The organism is Nocardia pneumoniae NBRC 100136 (genome assembly GCF_000308755.1).
Lineage (GTDB): Bacteria > Actinomycetota > Actinomycetes > Mycobacteriales > Mycobacteriaceae > Nocardia > Nocardia pneumoniae.
This window is the reverse complement of record NZ_BAGF01000079.1, coordinates 211,024-228,892: the sequence shown is the minus strand read 5'-3', so window position 1 is coordinate 228,892 and position 17,869 is coordinate 211,024. Positions and strand designations below refer to the sequence as shown.

Below are 17,869 nucleotides of genomic sequence, written 5' to 3'. Positions count from 1 at the left end.
CGGGCGAGCGATCATGGAGCCGGACAGCTTGCGGGAGTTCGAGGAGCATCGACCGCGGCTGTTCGCGCTCGCCTACCGGATGCTCGGCTCGGCCAGCGAGGCCGAGGACGCCGTGCAGGAGACTTATCTGCGGTGGGACAGCGCCGACCGCAACGGAATTCGCTCCCCGGAGGCGTGGTTGACCACCGCGCTGGTCAATCTGTGCCGCACCTGGCTGGTTTCGGCGCGGGCCAGGCGGGAGAGCTACGTCGGACCGTGGCTGCCCGAGCCGGTGCCGACCGCGAACGGCGAGCTCGGTCCGCTGGAGAGCGTCGAAGAGCGCGAACTCGTCTCCTTCGCGCTGCTGACCGCGCTGGAACGGCTGAATCCGGTGGAACGGGCCGTCTTCGTGCTGCGCGAGGCATTCGGATACGCGCACCGCGAGATCGCCGACATGCTCGAGGTGACCGAGGCCAACTCCCAGCAGATCTTCCGGCGGGCGGGCCAGCGCGTGCGAGAAGGGCGGGCGCGCTTCGGCATTCCGGCCGAGCACGCCCGCGAACTCGTCGAACGGTTCTTGAAGGCCGCGCGCGACGGTGATATCGAGTCGCTGGAGCGGATGCTCACCGCCGACGTGACCGCGACGGCCGACGGCGGCGGTGTGATCAACGCGGCCCGCCGCCCGATACACGGCGCGAACCAGGTGGCGCGCTACCTCGCCGGACTGCTGCGCTGGGAGGTGCCGGGGATGCTATTGCTCGTCGAGGAGGTCAACGGCGCGCCTGCCGTGGTGGCGCGCGTCGACGGGGCGCCACTGCTGGTGGTGGGAATGGATGTGGCCGACGGGGCGGTCGCGGCGCTGCGATTGATCGTCAACCCGGAGAAGCTCGCCTATTTCGCCAGGTCGAGCGGGTCGGAGGGCGTGGTGGGCACGATTCCGGCGCGGCCTCGCCGCCCGCTGTGACTCGCTTCACGGCGCCGGTCTGTCAGGATTCGGTGGCCTGTCCGGTCTGAAGGGTGATGGCCGATCGAAAGGAGCCACATCATGACCGGACAGCATCGGATCGTCGTCCTCGGCGCCGGGTACGCGGGACTGGCGGCGGCCCGTAGGCTCGCACGCACGGCGCGGGACGCGCGAATCACCGTGGTGGACGCCCACGCGGCGTTCGTCGAGCGGGTGCGGCTGCACCAGCGGGCGGCCGGGCAACGGATTCCGGCCTGGGATCTGCGGGAGTTGCTGAGATCGAAGGACATTCACTTCGCACACGCTGTCGCGACCGAAATCGACACGGCGGGCAAGCGCGTGGTGCTCGACGGGGCGCCCGCCCTGCACTACGACTCGCTCATCTACGCGCTCGGCAGCATGGCCGATACCGAGCGCGTGCCCGGCGTCACGGAGCACGCCTATTCCATTGCGACACAGGAGGATACGCAGAATCTGGCGCTGCCGCGCGGGACGGTCGCGGTGGTCGGGGCCGGTGCGACCGGGATCGAACTGGCCGCGGAACTGGCCGAAAGGCACCCGGACACCCGGGTGCTGCTGCTCGGTTCGGAGCAGCCGGGCGCGTGGCTGTCGCCGCGCGCGCAAACGCATATCCAGCGGACACTGGAGCGGCTCGGGGTCGAGATCCGCTCGGACGCCAAGGTGATCGAAGTGACGTCCGCGGGCGTGCGATTGGCCGACGGTGCACTGGTCGAGGCGGCGGCGACGGTGTGGACGACCGGTTTTCGGGTGCCGGACCTCGCCGCGCGCTCGGGGCTCGCGGTGGACCCGGACGGCCGCGTGCTGACCGACGCCACCCTGCGCTCGGTGTCGCATCCGGACGTCTACGCCGCGGGCGACGCCGCCGTTGTCGCCGGGCCCGGTGGGCGGGAGCTGCGCATGGCCTGTGTCACGGCGCTGCCCACCGGCAAGCACGCGGCCGATGCCGTCGTCGCGCGGATACGCGGCGCCGAACCGCGGCCGCTGCGGTTCCGGTACGTGCTCCAGTGCCTGAGCCTGGGCCGACGCGACGGACTGGTCCAGTTCGTGCACGCCGACGACGCGCCGGGCGGGATGGTGCTGACCGGACGAACCGCGGCGTGGGTGAAGGAGCGGATAGTGCGCGGCGCGGCCTGGGCCGCCCGACCCTGAGGAATCGTCAACCAACGGTTGACGACCGCTAGTTCGTCAACTTATGGTTGACGCATGACATCGCACTTCCGCCTCGACGATCTGATCGAGGGCATCAAGAAAGCCCGTCCCGACAACGTGCTCGAGCAGCTGTCCGACGCGGTGGTCCTGGCGAATCACCTCGACGAGCTGGCCGATCACCTGATCGGCCACTTCGTCGACCAGGCCCGCCGCTCCGGGGCCTCCTGGACCGACATCGGCGCCAGCATGGGGGTCAGCAAGCAGGCCGCGCAGAAGCGGTTCGTGCCCAAGGTCCCCGACCCTGCCGCCGCCGCGGCCATGGACCCGAACGCGGGCTTCGCCCGGTTCACCCCGCGGGCGCGTCAGGTGGTGATGGCCGCGCAAGAGGCTGCTCGCGGCGCGGGAAACTCGGAGATCGCGGTGGGGCACGTGGTGCTCGGGCTGCTCACCGAACCGGAGGGACTCGCGGTGCGCGAGTTGGTCGCCAACGGTGTCGCGCTGGACGTGCTCTCCGCGGCCGCCACCGCGTCGCTGCCGCCGAGCGAGGGCGAGGTTCCGACGCTGATCCCCTTCGGCTCCGAGGCCAAGAAGGTGCTCGAGCTCACGTTCCGCGAGGCGCTTCGCCTGGGGCACAACTACATCGGCACCGAGCACATGCTGCTCGCCCTGCTCGAACAGGAGAACGGTTCCGGCCTGCTCAGCGACCTCGGCATGGACAAGGCGCGCACCGAAGCGCACCTGGTCGAGCTGCTCTCGTCGTTCACGTCCGGGAAGTCCTGACCCGGCGATGAGCGGCGGGAAGCTCCGCGCGGCAACCGTGCTCATGGTGGCCGCGCTGGTGATCGGCGTCGCCCGTCGGTCGGCTTCCGATCACCGAACCCGCAACGTGGTCAACGGAATTCGCGGCGCGCATGCCGCACGCGCGCGCCGCCGCCGGGCCCTGCGCGGCAGGGGAGCCGGGATCGCGGGGCCGCGCCGGAGCGCTCCGGTCGCACGTCACCTGACGCGAGCGGCCTGATCACGCCCGCCCGGCCAGACCACCGCCCCACCGCGGCCAGCGGGCCTGCGGTTTCGGCTCGGAGACCAGCGGCTCGCGGTGGATATCGGTGATGTACAGGGGGAGGTGGGGTTCCAGCTGGGCGAGCAGTTCGAGGGCGCGTCCGCCCTGTGCGGCACGGTATTCCGGCATGGTGATGCCGACGAGCTGCAGGAACCGGACCCGGCCGTGCGGGCTGTCGATGGTGCCCAGTTCCGGGTCGCTCACGAAGCAGACGGCATGGCTGGTGCAGTCCGAGTGGCCCGCCGCGATCGGTCCGTTCGCCTTGATGGTGTGTCCCGGCTCGAACCACTTGCCGGACTGGAAGACGTAGCGCGCCAGGTTCTGCAGGAAGTTCGCCGGCCAGGCGGGCGGTTCGGTCTCCTCGGGCCTGCGCGCCAGCCGGAAGGTGAACTCGAAGCCCCAGCCGGATTCCGCCGGATTGTCCCACTCCTTCTCGTACAGCTCGGTCATGCCGTAGCCGATGTAGTGCCAGTGCGGTACCGGGTCGGTGCGGGAGTAGGCGCTGATTCCGTCGAGCGGGTCGGGTCCGCCGAGGGACCACGGGTGGTCGGGGGCCCAGTGAAAGGGCTCGATATCGCCGTACAGCGGCCGCAACGCGCCGTCGATGGCATCCCAGCCGGGTTTTTCACTCACCCCGCCACCATAAGCACGCGTCGCCGGGCGATATTCGGGGCGTCGCGTGGTGTGCCCGGTCAGGAGTCCGGCACGTTCCGGGCGAGCTCGTCCAGCCAGGCCGCCGCCGACGCGTCGCTCGGCGCGCGCCAGTCGCCGCGCGGTGAGAGCGATCCGCCGGAGCCGACCTTCGGCGCGTTCGGCAGCGTCGAGCGCTTGAACTGGCTGGTCTGCACGAAGCGGCGCAGGAATTCGGCCAGCCAATGCTTGATCGTGGCCAGGTCGTAGGCGTTGCGCTGGTCGGCGGGCACGAGGTCGGGCCAGCGCCCGGCGGTGGAATCGGACCAGGCGTGCCGGGCCAGATAGGCGATGCGGCTGGGCCGGTAGCCGAAACGCAACAGGTAGTACAGATGGAAATCCTGCAACTCGTACGGGCCGACCGTGGCCTCCGAACTCTGGCTCGGCACCGAGGTATCCGCGTGCGGAATCAGTTCGGGGGAGATCTCGGTGCGCAGAATCGACGACAGCACCTCGCCCGCTTCGGGTCCGAACTGATCGGTGTCCACCGCCCAGGCGATCAGGTATTTGATCAGCGTCTTGGGCACCGACGCGTTGACGCTGTAGTGCGCCATGTGGTCCCCGACGCCGAACGTGCACCAGCCGAGCGCGAGCTCGCTCAGGTCGCCCGTGCCGACCACCAGCGCGCCGTGCTGATTGGCCAGCCGGAACAGGTGCGAGGTCCGCTCGCCCGCCTGCACGTTCTCGTAGGTGATGTCGTAGTGGGCGGCGCCGTCGGCGGCCGGGTGGCCGAGGTCGCGCAGCATCTGGGTGGCCGAAGGGCGGATGTCGATCTCGCCCGCCGTGACGCCGAGCGCCGCCATCAGGCGGTGCGCGTCGGTCTTGGTCCTGGTGCTGGTCGCGAAGCCGGGCATGGTGTAGGCCAGCACGTTCTCCCGCGGCAGGCCGAGCCGGTCCATCGTCTTGGCCGCCACGATCAGCGCCTGGGTGGAGTCCAACCCGCCGGACACCCCGATCACCACGCGCTCGAGCCCCGTCGCGCGCAATCGCGTGCTCAGCCCCTCGACCTGGATGTGGTGCACTTCGGCGCAGCGCTCGTTGCGCTTGGCGGGATCGGCGGGGACGTAAGGGAAGCGCTCGATGTCGCGGCGCAGCGCGACCGGTTCTTCGGGGATCGGCAGCCGTACCTCGACACGGCGCATCGCGGCCAGCCGTTCGCGGTGGTCGTGCACGTTGTCGGCGAAGCTGGTGGTGCGCAGCCGGTCGGCCACGAGCCTGCGCAGGTCCAGATCGGCGGTGACCAGCTGGGGATGATCGGAGAATCGCTCGCCCTCGGCGAGCAGGTCGCCGTTCTCGCAGATCACCGCCTGTCCGTCCCAGGCGAGGTCGGTGGTCGACTCGCCGTGCCCCGCGGCGGAATACAGATACGCCGCGAGGTAGCGGGCCGAATGCGAGGTGCACAGCGCCCGCCGGTAGTCCGCCTTCCCGATCACGATATTGCTCGCGGACAGATTGACCAGCACCGTCGCCCCGGCCAGCGCGGCGAACCCACTCGGCGGCAGGGGAACCCACCCGTCCTCGCAGATTTCCAGGTGAAAGGTGAAATCCTCCAGGTTGCTCGCGTGGAACAGCAGATCGGACCCGAACGGCGCCCGGTGCCCCGCGATCGTGACCTGGTCTTCCAGCGCTTCCCGCGCCGCCGCGAACTGACGCTTCTCGTAGTACTCCCGGTAGTTCGGCAGGTAGCTCTTCGGCGCCACGCCGAGCACGACGCCGCGGCAGATCGCGACCGCGCAGTTGAACAGCCTGCCCTGCGCCCGCACCGGTGCGCCGACCACCAGCACCGTGTCCAGGTCCGTGCTCGCCGCGACGAGCCGCTCCAGCGCCGCCTCCACCGCGACGTCCAGCGCGTCCTGGTGGAACAGGTCGTCGGCGGTGTAGGTGGACAAACCCAGCTCGGGGAACACCGTGAGCACCGCACCGGCCGCCGCGGCCTGCGCGGCGAGCTCGACGGTCTGCTCGACGTTGTAGGCGGGATCGGCCACCCGGACTCGTGGCACCGCCACCGCCACCCGGGCGAACCCGTGCCGGTACAGCGAATCGAACGGCAGGTCGGCCACCGCATACCCCTTCGGGATCACCTGATCATGGTTTATCCGGAATCTACGCCGCGTTGGCCGTCCAGGTGCGGTGCCGGGTTCCCCGCAAGCCTGGAAATGGCACGCCGACCTGCGCTTTTATCGCCGCGACCGGGTGGGGCTGATTGTCCGGCCCGAGATGTGAACCGACGACGGCTAAGCTATAGCAATGGCGGATGAAACGGATTCCGACCTAATAGCGGGGGAACGGCGCGCAGACCTGCTGCGCGCGCTTTCGTATGTGTCCACCGAGTCCCAACCCGACGGCAGCTATGTGGTGAACGGCGACCTGCCGCCGGACGTGGCGCCGCCGTTCATTCGCGCGATCATGCGGGTCGAGGCGGAGCTGCTGCTGCACGACGCCGAGCTCGTCACCGTCGAGGGCGGCGAGCCCCGCACGCCCGAGGAGCGTCGCACGGACGCCTTCGTCGCCTTGGTCCTGCGCGTCGACGACCGCCCGTGACCGGCGCGGCGGCCCGCGATGACCTTGCACTCGGCACCCCAGAGTGCTAAAAAGGCTCTTGGCACTCTCGACCTGTGAGTGCCAGGTCGGGCCGGTGAGACCGGGTTCCATCGACACCCTCGGTCGTCCGTCGCGGGCACCGCACCTGGCCAGCGTAAATGGGGCGATCCAAACCTGCGATCGTCCTGTGTGTCAGCCATACACATGGAGGATCTCAACAACGCCATGGCCAAGACAATTGCGTATGACGAAGAGGCCCGTCGCGGTCTCGAGCGGGGCCTGAACAGCCTCGCCGACGCGGTCAAGGTGACGCTGGGCCCCAAGGGTCGCAACGTTGTCCTGGAGAAGAAGTGGGGCGCCCCCACGATCACCAACGATGGTGTGTCCATCGCCAAGGAGATCGAGCTGGAGGACCCGTACGAGAAGATCGGCGCCGAGCTGGTCAAGGAAGTCGCCAAGAAGACCGACGACGTCGCCGGCGACGGCACCACCACCGCGACCGTGCTGGCGCAGGCGCTGGTGCGCGAGGGCCTGCGCAACGTCGCGGCCGGCGCGAACCCGCTGGGCCTGAAGCGCGGCATCGAGAAGGCCGTCGAGGCCGTCACCGCCAAGCTGCTCGACACCGCCAAGGAGGTCGAGACCAAGGAGCAGATCGCCGCCACCGCCGGTATCTCGGCGGGCGACGCGTCCATCGGTGAGCTGATCGCCGAGGCCATGGACAAGGTCGGCAAGGAAGGCGTCATCACCGTCGAGGAGAGCAACACCTTCGGCCTCCAGCTGGAGCTCACCGAGGGTATGCGCTTCGACAAGGGCTACATCTCGGGCTACTTCGTCACCGACCCGGAGCGTCAGGAAGCGGTTCTCGAGGACCCGTACATCCTGCTGGTCGGCTCGAAGGTCTCCACCGTGAAGGACCTGCTGCCGCTGCTGGAGAAGGTCATTCAGGCGGGCAAGCCGCTGCTGATCATCGCCGAGGACGTCGAGGGCGAGGCCCTGTCCACCCTGGTGGTCAACAAGATCCGCGGCACGTTCAAGTCCGTCGCGGTCAAGGCGCCCGGCTTCGGTGACCGTCGCAAGGCGCAGCTGGCCGATATCGCCATCCTGACCGGTGGCGAGGTCATCAGCGAAGAGGTCGGCCTCTCGCTGGAGGCCGCGGGCGTCGAGCTGCTCGGCCAGGCGCGCAAGGTCGTCGTCACCAAGGACGAGACCACCATTGTCGAGGGCGCGGGCGACGCGGAGGCGATCAAGGGCCGGGTCGCGCAGATCCGCACCGAGATCGAGAACTCCGACTCGGACTACGACCGTGAGAAGCTGCAGGAGCGGCTGGCCAAGCTGGCCGGCGGTGTCGCGGTGATCAAGGCGGGCGCGGCCACCGAGGTGGAGCTCAAGGAGCGCAAGCACCGCATCGAGGACGCCGTCCGCAACGCGAAGGCCGCCGTCGAGGAGGGCATCGTCGCCGGTGGTGGCGTCGCCCTGCTGCAGTCGGCTCCCGCTCTGGACGAGCTGAAGCTCAGTGGTGACGAGGCCACCGGTGCGAACATCGTGAAGGTAGCGCTGTCGGCTCCGCTGAAGCAGATCGCGTTCAACGCGGGCCTCGAGCCCGGTGTGGTCGCCGAGAAGGTTTCCAACCTGCCCGCGGGTCACGGCCTGAACGCCGACTCGGGTGAGTACGAGGACCTGCTGGCCGCCGGCGTCGCCGACCCGGTCAAGGTCACCCGTTCGGCCCTGCAGAACGCCGCCTCCATCGCGGCGCTGTTCCTGACCACCGAGGCCGTGGTCGCCGACAAGCCGGAGAAGGCCGCCGCTCCCGCGGCCGACCCGACCGGCGGCATGGGCGGCATGGACTTCTGAGTCCGGCCACCCGGCAACACCTGTCGAACCGGAAGCCGGTCCACCTTCGGGTGGGCCGGCTTCCGGCGTTTCTCGGTCAGATTCCGTCGACGGTGACCACCGCGAAAGGCTTCGGGGTGCCCGGGCCCATCGGGCCGCCCTTGTCGAACTGGGAGGAGACGACCAGGGTCCGGTTTCCGTCGCGGACCAGGGTCGTGGGGATGCCCAGGGACACGTCGGTCTGCTGGTGTGTGCGCGTGGCGGTGGCGCCGTCGTCGGAGATGGTCCAGCGGCTGATGGTGTTGGTCGTGTTGTGGGCCACCCACAGGGTGCCGCCACGCAGGTCGAGTCCGTCGCCCTGCCGGAGATCGCCGCCGCGCAGGGTCACCTTGCTGATCGGGTTCGCTTCCGGAGTCAGGGCTATGCGGTACAGGTCGCCGCGCGGCATGTCGACCGTGAGCAGATAGCGGCCCGCCGGGTCGGCGACGATGCCGTTCAGGGTGAAGGTGCCCGGCTCGATCGGCGGCAGGGCCGGGCGCAGATCGAACACCGGGGTCAGTTCGCCCCGTCCACCCTGTGCCATCGCGGCGGAGAGCTGGCCGGGAGTGACCCGATAGACGACCGCCCGGGTGCTGTCGGTCAGGTACGCCGTGCCGTCCGAGGTGATGGCGAGGTCGTTCACGAAGCGCGGGTCGGCGCCGGGCACGGTGAAGTCCGCCAGCAGGGTGCGAGTCGCGATGTCGTACACCGCGACTCCGGTCGTCGAGTCGGTCACCCACAGTCTTCCCGCCGCGTCGGCTTTCAAGCCGTTGGCGGTCTTGTGGCCGTTGGCTCCCTCGGGCAGGAAGATTTCGGCCTGCCGAGCGTTCGGCGTCGCGCGATAGACCGCGCCGGTGGTGTAGGAGCCGACGTAGCTGTCCCCGGTTCGGGCATCGAGCGCGATGCCTTCCGGATAGACCCGGTCGCCGGGGAGTTCGTACGCGGTGTGGACGTGCGTGGCGGGCGCGTCGTCGCCGGTTCCGCAGGCCGCCAGCATGGTGCTCGCGACTGCGGCGGCCAGGGTCGCCACGATGCGGCGGGGCAGTGTGTGGGACATCCTCTACCTCTTCGAGGGCATTCGATCAGATGGGATCACTTCAATGTGCGAGCACGAATCTAGATTAGAGTTCTAATTATCGTCAATCCTCTATCGAGAAGACGTGCACGGATACGATGCGGTCATGACGCCCATGCCCGCCTCCGAACGGATCGGCTCGTATCTCAAGCGCGCCGAGCAATCCCTGAACGCGGCCAAGAACGCCGCGTTGAAGCCGGTGGGCATCACCGTCGCGCAGTACGCCGCGTTGCTGTTCCTCGCCGAGAATCCGGGCATCTCGGCCGCCGCTCTGGCGCGGTTGTGCGGCGTCACGCCGCCGACCATGAACACCGTGCTGAGCAACCTGCAGGATCGCGGGCTCATCGCACGCACCCCACACGCCTGGCACAAGAACGTGCTGGAGACGACCCTGACCGACGAGGGCGCGGCGGTCATGCGCGACGCGGACGCCCGCGCCATCCGCGTCGAACGCGCATTGGCCGAGGAGTTCACCGAGGACGAGCGGGCGACACTGCTCGCCCTGCTGGTCCGCTGCGCCGACCGGCTGGACACCATTCGCCCGGAGCCGACAGCCTGATCGCCCGCGGCCGGAAGCAGTGGGGCCGACGCGCCCGGTCTTCCCTTCGCCCGCTGCTGGTCCGTTGACCGCACGCGCGGGGACAGGCTGCCGCATGGCGGCTGGTCACGCGCCCGTCGCCGTGCGCGCGAGGTCGCGCTGAACCGGCGACGGTCGCGTGCTGCCCGTCAGGCCGCGACGGCGCTCGGCGACTTGCTGCTAGAGCGGCCCTGCGGAACGGCCAGCGCCAGCGCGAGGGCGGCGATGAGCGCGGACGTCCAGGGCAGCCATCCGCTGCCGGAAGTGTCCAGCACCGCCGCGCCGACGAGCGAGCCGATGCCAGCGCCGAGGTAGATGGCCGAGCCGTTGAGTCCGAGGGCGACGGTGGGCGCGTCGTGGGCGATGCCGAACAGCCGATGCTGTTGCGGTATCAGGATCGCCGAGCCGAAGAGCCCGGTCACGGCCAAGACGGCGAACACCGCCCATGCCGTGTCCACGACGGCGCCGAGCAGCGCGAGGCCTGCCAGCGCGCCGACGAGCCCCACGGTCAGCGTGCGCCGCGAACCGTAGCGGTCGACCGCGCGACCCGCCTGGGCGTTGCCGATCACCTGGCCGATGCCCATGGACAGCATCAGCCAGGCGAGCATGCTCTGCGGCACCGACGCCGCGACGACCACCGGCAGGTAGACGATGGTGGTGTAGACGGCGGTGATCTGCGCCGTCGTGACGAGCAGAACGCGCAGCACCGGCGGCCGGACCAGCACGCCGATCCGCTCGCGAAGTCCGGTGCTCGGCAGCGTGACTCGGGGCAGCAGCAGTACCAGCGCAGCGGCGACCGCCCCGCCGAGCGCGATCCCCCACAGCACACCGCGCCAGCCGATCCAGCGCTCGGCGAAGACGCCGATCGGCACGCCCGCGACGCTGGACAGGGTGATGCCGGCCGTCACGATCGACAGCGCCCGTCCGCGGTGCGCGTCGTCGGCGAGCACGCCCGCGACGGCGAAGGCATTGGCCTGAAACGCCGCCGCACCGATCGCCGCGACGACGCGGGCCGCGGCCACCACGGCGAAGCTCTCACCGGCGGCCTGCCCGATCATGCCGATCACGAAAAGGGTCGCACCACCGCCGAGTAGCCAGCGACGGTCCCACGATCCGGTGGCCGCGGCGATCAGCGGCGAGGCGATGGCGTAGGTCCAGGCGAACAGGGTGGTGAGCTGCCCGGCGGTGGACACCGAGACGTGCAGGTCGGCGGCGATGAGGGGCAGCAGGCCGCTGAGCACGAAGCCGTCGGTGCCGAGCACGAAGGTGCCGACGGCCAGTGGGAGGAGCGAGCGATACAGATCGTTCGATGGTTGTCGAAACATCATAGAATGAGGGTGAGATACAATTCGATTGTTGTCAAATGATCGGAGAATGGAGATGCGCCAGCTGCCGCAGCCGAGTACCGCCGACATCGATCTGGTCCGAGTGCTCAGCGCACTGGCCGACCCGGTCCGGCTGGAACTGGTGCGCGCGCTCGCAGGCGTGCGAGAACCGCTGAGCTGCAACGTCAAAGAGTTCGACGTGGAAATCACCGCCGCGACCGCCTCGCACCACTGGAAGGTGCTGCGCGACGCCGGTGTGACGACGACGTTCGCTTCCGGCCGCAACCGCCTGGTCGAGTTGCGCCGCGAGGACCTGGATCAGCGCTTCCCGGGTCTGCTGGACGCGGTGATCGCCGGTGCCGAGCGCTGACTCAGCCGCCGAGCATGAAAGCTACGAGAAAGCCCGCCGCCGTGGCCATTCCGATCCACCACCCGCCCTCGCTATAGGCCGCGGGCATCAGCGAGTCGGCGAGCACCGCGATCGTCGCGCCGCCCGCGAACGCCTGCACGATGCCGATGTGGGCGGCGGAAAGATTGTCCGCCACCATGTTTCCCAGCACAGTGACCAGCACGAGCGCTGTCGCGGTCGCCGCCCAGAGCCACATCGCCCTGCGACGCGCGACGCCGTGCTGATCACGCATCAGAGCCGCCCCGCTGATCGCCTCGGGGACGTTGCCGACGACCACGGCCACCAGCAGGACCAGCCCGCCGCCACCGGCCAGCGAGACGCCGAGCGCGGTGTTCTCCGGAACGCCGTCGAGCATCGTGGCGAGCATCAGGGCCCAGCCGAGCGCGTGCGCCCCCAGCGTTCTCTCGATGAGATGGTTGGCCACCACGTAGACGCCCGCGCCCGCGAACAACGCCACCCCGGCGATCACCGCGCCAGCATGGTGGAACGCGGGCTCGAACAGCTCGACGGAGGCCGCCGCGATCATGGCGCCAGCGCCGAAGGCCATCAGCGAGGCGAGCACCGCTTTCGGTAGCCGCCAGCGCAATCCGGCGGCGGCCCCCAAGACCAGCGGCACGGCTGTCCCGAGTCCGTAGAGCAGCGCGGTGAGCATGCTTCACCCTAAGTCAGAATTGCCGCGTGACGCCGTCGACGGAGTCCGGTCGACGGCGTCATCGGGCGCTCGAACGTCGTCGGTCGTACGCTGAAGCCATGTCCGACCGCGGCCTGATCCGAGGCGTGCTCTACGACATCGACGGCGTCCTGGTGACCTCCTGGCAGGAGATCGAGGGCGCCGCCGCCGCGGTGCGCCGGATCCGCGACGCGGGACTGCGCCGGGCGTTCCTCACCAACACCACCTCGCGTACCTGCGCCGAGATCGCGGACCGACTGTGCGCCACCGGAATCGACGTCGAGGAGGCCGAGATCGTCACGGCCGCACGGCTCACCGCCGAGTTCGTTCGGCGCCGCTATCCCGGCGCCAGTGCCTGGGTGCTCAACCACGGCGACATCGCGGCCGACCTCACCGGCGTGCCGCTCGACGACGACCGGCCCGGCGTGGTGGTAATCGGTGGAGCGGGACCGGAGTTCACCCATCTGGCGCTGAGCCGGGTCGCGGAGCTGATGCTGGACGGGGTGCCGGTCGTCGCCATGCACAGCGGGCTCACCTGGGCGACGGCCGAGGGGCTGCGCATCGATGCGGGTGCGTACATCCCCGGCTTGGAGGCCGCGGGCAACGCGCGGATCGAGGTGGTCGGCAAGCCCGCCGCGCCCGGGTTCCGCACCTGCGCGGAATTGATGGGGCTCGATCCCGCGGAGGTGTTGATGATCGGCGACGATCTGCACTCCGATGTGCTTGCGGCGCAAGATGCCGGGTTGTCCGGCGTGTTGGTGCGCACCGGAAAATTCCGGCCCGGAGTGCTGACATCGGCCGAGCGCTCGCCCGATCACGTCATCGATTCCGTGGTCGCGCTGCCCGATTTACTGGCCGATCTTCGCGCAGCGGGCGAATCTCCCGTAACCGGCGAATCGGTTTGATTCAAAAAATTCTACGGTTTCCCTCTAAAATTGCCCGCAAACGCGGAGCGCCTGGGTATCGTCTCTTTCGGCAAATAGCCAGTGACAGGCAAGTCATACGGTCAGATCGGAGTTGCTGAATGGCTGATCCGCTAACGAGCGTGCGTCTGCGGAAACTACTATGGTCGCCGGGCTTTTGGTCCGGCGACCAATTAATGAGCTAGCCACTGTGCAGCCAACTTTCGGCTAACGCTTGTTCGGTCGACGGTTGTAACGAAGGGCCCGATCGATGACGATGCGATCGGGCTCTTTCTGTATTGTCTGGCCCAATGTCACAGGATGCGAATACGGGTCGAATGTATGCCGGGCAACCCGTGGAGGACCGGCAGCGTCAGCGGCGTGCGCGTTTTCTGGAGTCAGGCCTGACGGTCTTCGCGCGCGACGGCTACGCCAATAGTTCGGTCGGCGCCATCTGCAAGGACGCCGGACTCTCCTCGCGACAGTTCTACGAGGAGTTCACCGGTCGCGAGTCCCTACTCCTAGAGCTCTTCGAGCAGATCGATCGGGAGTCGCGGGACGCTGTGAAGAAGGCGTTGGACGCGAAGTCCGGTGCGAGCGCGTTGGATGTCATCGACGCCGCGGTGCGCGCCTATGTCGAATCCATCGGATCCGATCCGCGCAAGGCGCGCGTCGCGCTGGTCGAGGTCGTCGGCGCGGGCCCGAAGGTGGAGAAGTTCCGCCTCGCGGTGCGCCGGGAGTGGGGCTCGCTGCTGGCCGGCGCCGCCGAGGACGCGGCCCTGCACGGCGAGATACCCACCGGCGACTACGAAATGCGCGTGCTGGCGATCATCGGCGCGGTCAACTACGTGGTGGATTCGTGGAGCGGCGCGGACCCGCGCCCGCCGCTGGACGACGTCATCCGGGTGCTGAGCAAGGTGATCATCGGCGCGGTCCGCGCGTAGCGTGCGCGCCGCGGCCCGACCCGCGCGGTAGCGTGCGGACATGCAGACAGTTCCGATCCAGATGCCGGACGGCACCACGGTTCCGGTGCGGTTGATCCCGGCCGCGGGCACGCACCGGCACCCGGTCACGCCGGACGCGCCGCGCCCGGTCGTGGTGATCGTGCCCGGTCTCGGCGTCCCGGCCGGCTACTACGAACTGTTCGCTTCGGGTCTGGCGTCGCGCGGGTTCGACGTGGCCATCGGCGAGCTGCGCGGCAACGGTGACAGCAGGCCGAAGCCGAGCTCCGCCAGCGCTTTCGGCTACCACGAGCTGGTCTCGGTCGACTTCCCGGCGATCTTCGAGGTGGTGCGCGACCAGTTCCCGGACAGCACGCCGTACCTGCTCGGCCACAGCATGGGCGGCCAGCTCGGCGTGATGTACGCCGCCCGCATCCGCGGCAGGCTGGGCGGGCTGATCCTGGTGGCCTCCGGCACCCCGTATTACCGCGGCTACCGCGGACTTTCGGGTCCGGGCATGCTGGTCGGCACCGCGGCGATCTCGCTGACGGCCAACCTGGCCGGTTTCTGGCCCGGCGACCGCGTCTCGATGGGCTTCGGCCGCCAGTCCAAGGTGCTGATCTCGGACTGGGCGCGGCTGGCCCGCACCGGCCGCTTCGTCCCGGTGGGCGCGGACATCGACTACGAGGAGCGGATCGCGCGGCTGAAACTGCCGGTGCTGTCCATCACGATGACCGGAGACGAGCTCACTCCGCCCAGCTCCGCGGAGCACCTGCTGGACAAGCTGCCGAACGCGGAGGTGACGCGCTGGCGGCAGCCGGAAGCGCTCGGCCACAACGGCTGGATCCGGCAGTACACCAGCACCGTCGACCAGATCGAGAAGTGGCTGCGCGACCGCTAGGTCAGGCGTCGTTCGATCAGCATCTGGGTGAAGAACTCGTAGATCAGCGCGGCCTGGAACGCGGACTGCTTGTTGTCGGCCGCGCCGCCGTGGCCGCCCTCGATGTTCTCGTGGTACCAGAATTCGTGGCCCTGGGCCTCCAGCAGCGCGGCCATCTTCCTGGCGTGGCCGGGGTGCACCCGGTCGTCCCTGGTCGACGTGGTGAGCAGGATCGGCGGGTAGGCCCGGTCGGCGCGCGCGTTCTGGTAGGGCGAGTACTTGCTGATGTACTCCCATTCCTCCGGCTTGTCCGGGTCGCCGTACTCGGCCATCCACGATGCGCCCGCGAGCAGCAGGTGGTAGCGCTTCATGTCCAACAGCGGCACCTGGCAGACGATCGCGCCGAACAGCTCGGGATAGCGGGTCAGCATCACGCCCATGAGCAGTCCGCCGTTGCTGCCGCCGACGGCGCCGAGCTGGTCGGCGGTGGTGATGCCGCGCGCGACAAGGTCTTTGGCGATGGCGGAGAAGTCCTCGTACACCTTGTGCCGGTTGGCCTTCTGCACCGAGGTGTGCCACTGCGGCCCGTACTCGCCGCCGCCGCGGATGTTGGTCATCACCCAGGTCCCGCCGCGCTCCAGCCAGCCCATGCCCGACGCGCCGCTGTAGCCCGGGGTGCGCGACACCTCGAAGCCGCCGTAGCCGGACATCACCGTCGGGCCGGGCACGCCTTTCCGGTCGCGGTGGCGGATCACGAAGTACGGCACCCGCGTCCCGTCGTCGGACACGGCGAAGAACTGCTCGGTCTCGACCCCCTCGGCGTCGAAGAACCCGGGCTCCTGCTTCAGCTGCTCGGTCTGCCCGCCGACGGCGCTGGCCAGCAGGGTGGCCGGGGTGGTGAATCCGCTGGTGCTCAGCATGAACTCGTCGCCGCCCTCCAGCGGGTCGAGGTTCAGCACGCTGGTGGTCGCCATCGGCGGCGTATCGGCCAGCGGCTCCCGCCGCCAGCCCGTCGCGCTCGGGGTGAGCACGTGGAGCTTGGTCTGCACGTCCTCGAGCGTGACCAGCAGCAGGTGGTTCTCCGTCCAGCCGTACCCGTGCAGCGAGGTGTGCGGGTCGGGGGTGAAGATCACCTCGAATTCGCGGGCGCCGGACAGGAACTTCTCGAAGTCGGTCGCCAGCAGCGCGCCTGCCGGGAAGGTCTTCCCGCCCACCTCCCACGGCGACTTCAGCCGGACCAGCAGCCAGTCCTTGTACCAGGACTCGCTGGCGTCGCTGGGGATGTCGAGGTGGCGCAGCGTGCCGTCGGCTTCGAGCAGGTAGACCTCCTCGTTGAAGAAGTCGGTGGCGCGGCCGATGTAGTGCCGCTCGTAGCCCGGCGTCCGGTCGTAGCCCGCCGACACCGCGACATCGCTGCGCTCGCCCTCGAAAACCGTTGTCGCCTCGGTCAGCGCGGTGCCGCGGCGCCACAGCTTCGCGATCCGCGGATACCCCGAGTCGGTCAGCGAGCCCGGTCCGAAATCGGTGCCGACGTACACCGAGTCGATGTCGATCCACCGGATCTCCGACTTCGCCTCCGGCAGGAAGTAGCCGCCGTCCTCGGGGGCGATGAACACCCGGCGCTCGAGGTCGAACTCGCGCACCACCTTCGCGTCGGCCCCGCCGCGCGACAGGCTGACCAGCGCGCGGGACTGCTGCGGGCGCAGCACCGCGGCGCCGCCCCACACCCAGTTCTCGTCCTCGGCGGTGGCGACCGCGTCCAGGTCGATCAGCACGTCCCAGTCCGGGGCGTCCTTGCCGTACTCGGCGAACGTGGTGCGCCGCCAGAGGCCGCGCGGGTGCTGCGCGTCCCGCCAGAAGTTGTACAGCCACGGACCGCGGCGGGCCGGGTAGGCGATCTTGGTGTCCGTGTCGAGCATGTCCAGGATGCGGCGTTCGAGCTCCCGGAAGCGCTCGGAGTCGGCGAACCTCTCCTGCACGACGGCGTTGTGCGCGCGAGCCCAGTCCAGGGCGCGCTCGTCGGTCACTTCTTCGAGCCAGAGGTAAGGGTCGGTCACGTTCTGCTCAACGCCGCTCATGCCCACATTGTTGCCGAGCGGCGCAACCCGGGTTCACCAGGTGTGTGCTACGTCGACAACGATGCGCGATCCGCTGCCCGGTCCGGTGAGGGTGTGCACCTGGAACGGCAGCCGGGCGCGCACACCGAGCCCGACCGTGGTCTGGCCCTCGAAGGAGCCCGCCCAGGCCACCTGGCGGAAGGTCCGGTAGTCCCGCACGTCGGCGAGCTCGGCCCGGTCGCCGGGGTTGTAGGTGGCGTTGTACGTGTCGTCGTGAGCGGGGGCGTTGAGGATGATGCTCAGCGCCGCGTCGCCGCGCAGCGGGACGGGCGCGCCGGAGCCGTCCATGACGACCCGCTCCACATAGCCGACGTGGTACCCGGTGACCGGTCCGGCGATGTCGAACACCAGCCGGTCGAAGCATTCGTGCCGCCCCGCGCGCACGCCGGTCAGCGTCGCGACCGGCCGGGCTTGGCTGGTCTTGGGTAGCGAGCCCCAGGTCGCGGTGCAATCCGGGGCGGCGGACGCCGGGCCGGGCGCGATCCAGAGACCAGCGAATGTCACCAGGGAAACGAGCAGCAGAAGCAAGCGACGCATGGTCGCACCGCCTTCGTGGGCAGGGGAATGAACTACTGGGTGAATCGCTGGCCACGGATCTGCTGTTAGCACGCGAATGCCGAAATGTATTGGGCAACTTGGACGGTCGGCTTTCACATGCTGTTCGGCGACTGGGCATTTGCCGCACGCCGCCGATTCGTCG

Annotated in this window: 18 protein-coding genes; 11 read left to right on the top strand and 7 right to left on the bottom strand. The window is 69.3% G+C overall.

Going from position 1 to position 17,869, the window contains the following annotated elements; genetic code table 11:
- The first annotated feature begins 13 nt into the window (after nucleotides 1-13).
- The 4 genes from ON34_RS26140 (at nucleotide 14) to ON34_RS26125 (ending at nucleotide 3,131) form a co-directional block, all read left to right on the top strand.
- Nucleotides 14-943 (top strand): RNA polymerase sigma-70 factor, encoded by a 930-nt coding sequence (locus ON34_RS26140; protein ID WP_051023107.1) that lies wholly within the window; start codon nucleotides 14-16, stop codon nucleotides 941-943.
- A gap of 81 nt (nucleotides 944-1,024) precedes the next feature.
- Nucleotides 1,025-2,113, top strand: a complete 1,089-nt coding sequence (locus ON34_RS26135) for an NAD(P)/FAD-dependent oxidoreductase (protein ID WP_040784157.1) — start codon at nucleotides 1,025-1,027, stop codon at nucleotides 2,111-2,113.
- Nucleotides 2,114-2,167: 54 nt separating this feature from the next.
- Nucleotides 2,168-2,893: a Clp protease N-terminal domain-containing protein gene (locus ON34_RS26130; RefSeq protein WP_040784156.1), complete on the top strand. Its 726-nt coding sequence runs from the start codon at nucleotides 2,168-2,170 to the stop codon at nucleotides 2,891-2,893.
- A gap of 7 nt (nucleotides 2,894-2,900) precedes the next feature.
- Nucleotides 2,901-3,131, top strand: coding sequence for a hypothetical protein (locus ON34_RS26125; protein ID WP_040784155.1), 231 nt, complete (start codon nucleotides 2,901-2,903; stop codon nucleotides 3,129-3,131).
- On the opposite strand, the gene ON34_RS26120 is transcribed toward ON34_RS26125, so the two are convergent.
- Complete coding sequence (locus ON34_RS26120; RefSeq protein ID WP_040784154.1) at nucleotides 3,132-3,806, bottom strand: suppressor of fused domain protein; 675 nt, start codon at nucleotides 3,804-3,806, stop codon at nucleotides 3,132-3,134.
- Between the two features lie 59 nt (nucleotides 3,807-3,865).
- The gene (locus tag ON34_RS26115; protein WP_245548194.1) at nucleotides 3,866-5,944 is read right to left on the bottom strand and encodes an NAD(+) synthase; all 2,079 of its coding nucleotides are present in this window, start codon (nucleotides 5,942-5,944) and stop codon (nucleotides 3,866-3,868) included.
- A 166-nt stretch (nucleotides 5,945-6,110) separates the two neighbouring features.
- Between ON34_RS26115 and ON34_RS26110 the strand changes: the two genes are divergently transcribed.
- Both ON34_RS26110 and groL read left to right on the top strand, forming a co-directional pair.
- Entirely contained in the window at nucleotides 6,111-6,404 is a 294-nt protein-coding gene (locus ON34_RS26110) for a hypothetical protein (protein WP_040784153.1), read from the top strand.
- 225 nt (nucleotides 6,405-6,629) lie between these two features.
- The gene (gene groL / locus ON34_RS26105; RefSeq protein WP_040784310.1) at nucleotides 6,630-8,255 is read left to right on the top strand and encodes a chaperonin GroEL; all 1,626 of its coding nucleotides are present in this window, start codon (nucleotides 6,630-6,632) and stop codon (nucleotides 8,253-8,255) included.
- A 76-nt stretch (nucleotides 8,256-8,331) separates the two neighbouring features.
- On the opposite strand, the gene ON34_RS26100 is transcribed toward groL, so the two are convergent.
- On the bottom strand, nucleotides 8,332-9,330 hold the full coding sequence (locus ON34_RS26100) for an SMP-30/gluconolactonase/LRE family protein (RefSeq protein WP_040784152.1): 999 nt from the start codon (nucleotides 9,328-9,330) through the stop codon (nucleotides 8,332-8,334).
- A gap of 124 nt (nucleotides 9,331-9,454) precedes the next feature.
- Between ON34_RS26100 and ON34_RS26095 the strand changes: the two genes are divergently transcribed.
- Nucleotides 9,455-9,907 carry a MarR family winged helix-turn-helix transcriptional regulator gene (locus ON34_RS26095; RefSeq protein ID WP_245548193.1) on the top strand — a complete coding sequence of 151 codons (453 nt, stop codon included), beginning with the start codon at nucleotides 9,455-9,457 and terminating at the stop codon, nucleotides 9,905-9,907.
- A 167-nt stretch (nucleotides 9,908-10,074) separates the two neighbouring features.
- Here the strand turns inward: ON34_RS26095 and ON34_RS26090 are convergent, their stop codons facing one another.
- Nucleotides 10,075-11,253, bottom strand: coding sequence for an MFS transporter (locus ON34_RS26090; protein WP_040784151.1), 1,179 nt, complete (start codon nucleotides 11,251-11,253; stop codon nucleotides 10,075-10,077).
- Between the two features lie 46 nt (nucleotides 11,254-11,299).
- Between ON34_RS26090 and ON34_RS26085 the strand changes: the two genes are divergently transcribed.
- Nucleotides 11,300-11,620: an ArsR/SmtB family transcription factor gene (locus ON34_RS26085; protein WP_218003930.1), complete on the top strand. Its 321-nt coding sequence runs from the start codon at nucleotides 11,300-11,302 to the stop codon at nucleotides 11,618-11,620.
- A gap of 1 nt (nucleotide 11,621) precedes the next feature.
- On the opposite strand, the gene ON34_RS26080 is transcribed toward ON34_RS26085, so the two are convergent.
- Nucleotides 11,622-12,311 (bottom strand): ZIP family metal transporter, encoded by a 690-nt coding sequence (locus ON34_RS26080; protein ID WP_040784149.1) that lies wholly within the window; start codon nucleotides 12,309-12,311, stop codon nucleotides 11,622-11,624.
- A gap of 98 nt (nucleotides 12,312-12,409) precedes the next feature.
- Between ON34_RS26080 and ON34_RS26075 the strand changes: the two genes are divergently transcribed.
- The 3 genes from ON34_RS26075 (at nucleotide 12,410) to ON34_RS26065 (ending at nucleotide 15,073) form a co-directional block, all read left to right on the top strand.
- Nucleotides 12,410-13,234, top strand: coding sequence for an HAD-IIA family hydrolase (locus ON34_RS26075; protein WP_040784147.1), 825 nt, complete (start codon nucleotides 12,410-12,412; stop codon nucleotides 13,232-13,234).
- 308 nt (nucleotides 13,235-13,542) lie between these two features.
- The gene (locus tag ON34_RS26070; protein WP_245548192.1) at nucleotides 13,543-14,175 is read left to right on the top strand and encodes a TetR/AcrR family transcriptional regulator; all 633 of its coding nucleotides are present in this window, start codon (nucleotides 13,543-13,545) and stop codon (nucleotides 14,173-14,175) included.
- Nucleotides 14,176-14,215: 40 nt separating this feature from the next.
- Nucleotides 14,216-15,073: an alpha/beta hydrolase family protein gene (locus ON34_RS26065; RefSeq protein ID WP_040784143.1), complete on the top strand. Its 858-nt coding sequence runs from the start codon at nucleotides 14,216-14,218 to the stop codon at nucleotides 15,071-15,073.
- Here ON34_RS26065 and ON34_RS26060 read toward each other — a convergent pair.
- Nucleotides 15,070-17,130 carry a prolyl oligopeptidase family serine peptidase gene (locus ON34_RS26060; RefSeq protein ID WP_040784140.1) on the bottom strand — a complete coding sequence of 687 codons (2,061 nt, stop codon included), beginning with the start codon at nucleotides 17,128-17,130 and terminating at the stop codon, nucleotides 15,070-15,072. The two genes, ON34_RS26065 and ON34_RS26060, sit on opposite strands and share 4 nt — an antisense overlap.
- Nucleotides 17,131-17,163: 33 nt before the next feature.
- Nucleotides 17,164-17,706, bottom strand: coding sequence for an AMIN-like domain-containing (lipo)protein (locus tag ON34_RS26055; protein WP_040784138.1), 543 nt, complete (start codon nucleotides 17,704-17,706; stop codon nucleotides 17,164-17,166).
- Nucleotides 17,707-17,869 lie beyond the last annotated feature (163 nt).

Coding starts and splice junctions, on each gene's coding strand:
- ON34_RS26130 (WP_040784156.1), top strand. CDS start 2,168: ATGACATCGCACTTCCGCCTCGACGATCTGATCGAGGGCATCAAGAAA.
- ON34_RS26100 (WP_040784152.1), bottom strand. CDS start 9,330: ATGTCCCACACACTGCCCCGCCGCATCGTGGCGACCCTGGCCGCCGCA.
- ON34_RS26095 (WP_245548193.1), top strand. CDS start 9,455: ATGACGCCCATGCCCGCCTCCGAACGGATCGGCTCGTATCTCAAGCGC.
- ON34_RS26085 (WP_218003930.1), top strand. CDS start 11,300: ATGGAGATGCGCCAGCTGCCGCAGCCGAGTACCGCCGACATCGATCTG.
- ON34_RS26080 (WP_040784149.1), bottom strand. CDS start 12,311: ATGCTCACCGCGCTGCTCTACGGACTCGGGACAGCCGTGCCGCTGGTC.
- ON34_RS26075 (WP_040784147.1), top strand. CDS start 12,410: ATGTCCGACCGCGGCCTGATCCGAGGCGTGCTCTACGACATCGACGGC.
- ON34_RS26135 (WP_040784157.1), top strand. CDS start 1,025: ATGACCGGACAGCATCGGATCGTCGTCCTCGGCGCCGGGTACGCGGGA.
- groL (WP_040784310.1), top strand. CDS start 6,630: ATGGCCAAGACAATTGCGTATGACGAAGAGGCCCGTCGCGGTCTCGAG.
- ON34_RS26070 (WP_245548192.1), top strand. CDS start 13,543: ATGTCACAGGATGCGAATACGGGTCGAATGTATGCCGGGCAACCCGTG.
- ON34_RS26065 (WP_040784143.1), top strand. CDS start 14,216: ATGCAGACAGTTCCGATCCAGATGCCGGACGGCACCACGGTTCCGGTG.
- ON34_RS26110 (WP_040784153.1), top strand. CDS start 6,111: ATGGCGGATGAAACGGATTCCGACCTAATAGCGGGGGAACGGCGCGCA.
- ON34_RS26140 (WP_051023107.1), top strand. CDS start 14: ATGGAGCCGGACAGCTTGCGGGAGTTCGAGGAGCATCGACCGCGGCTG.
- ON34_RS26125 (WP_040784155.1), top strand. CDS start 2,901: ATGAGCGGCGGGAAGCTCCGCGCGGCAACCGTGCTCATGGTGGCCGCG.
- ON34_RS26090 (WP_040784151.1), bottom strand. CDS start 11,253: ATGATGTTTCGACAACCATCGAACGATCTGTATCGCTCGCTCCTCCCA.
- ON34_RS26060 (WP_040784140.1), bottom strand. CDS start 17,130: ATGAGCGGCGTTGAGCAGAACGTGACCGACCCTTACCTCTGGCTCGAA.
- ON34_RS26055 (WP_040784138.1), bottom strand. CDS start 17,706: ATGCGTCGCTTGCTTCTGCTGCTCGTTTCCCTGGTGACATTCGCTGGT.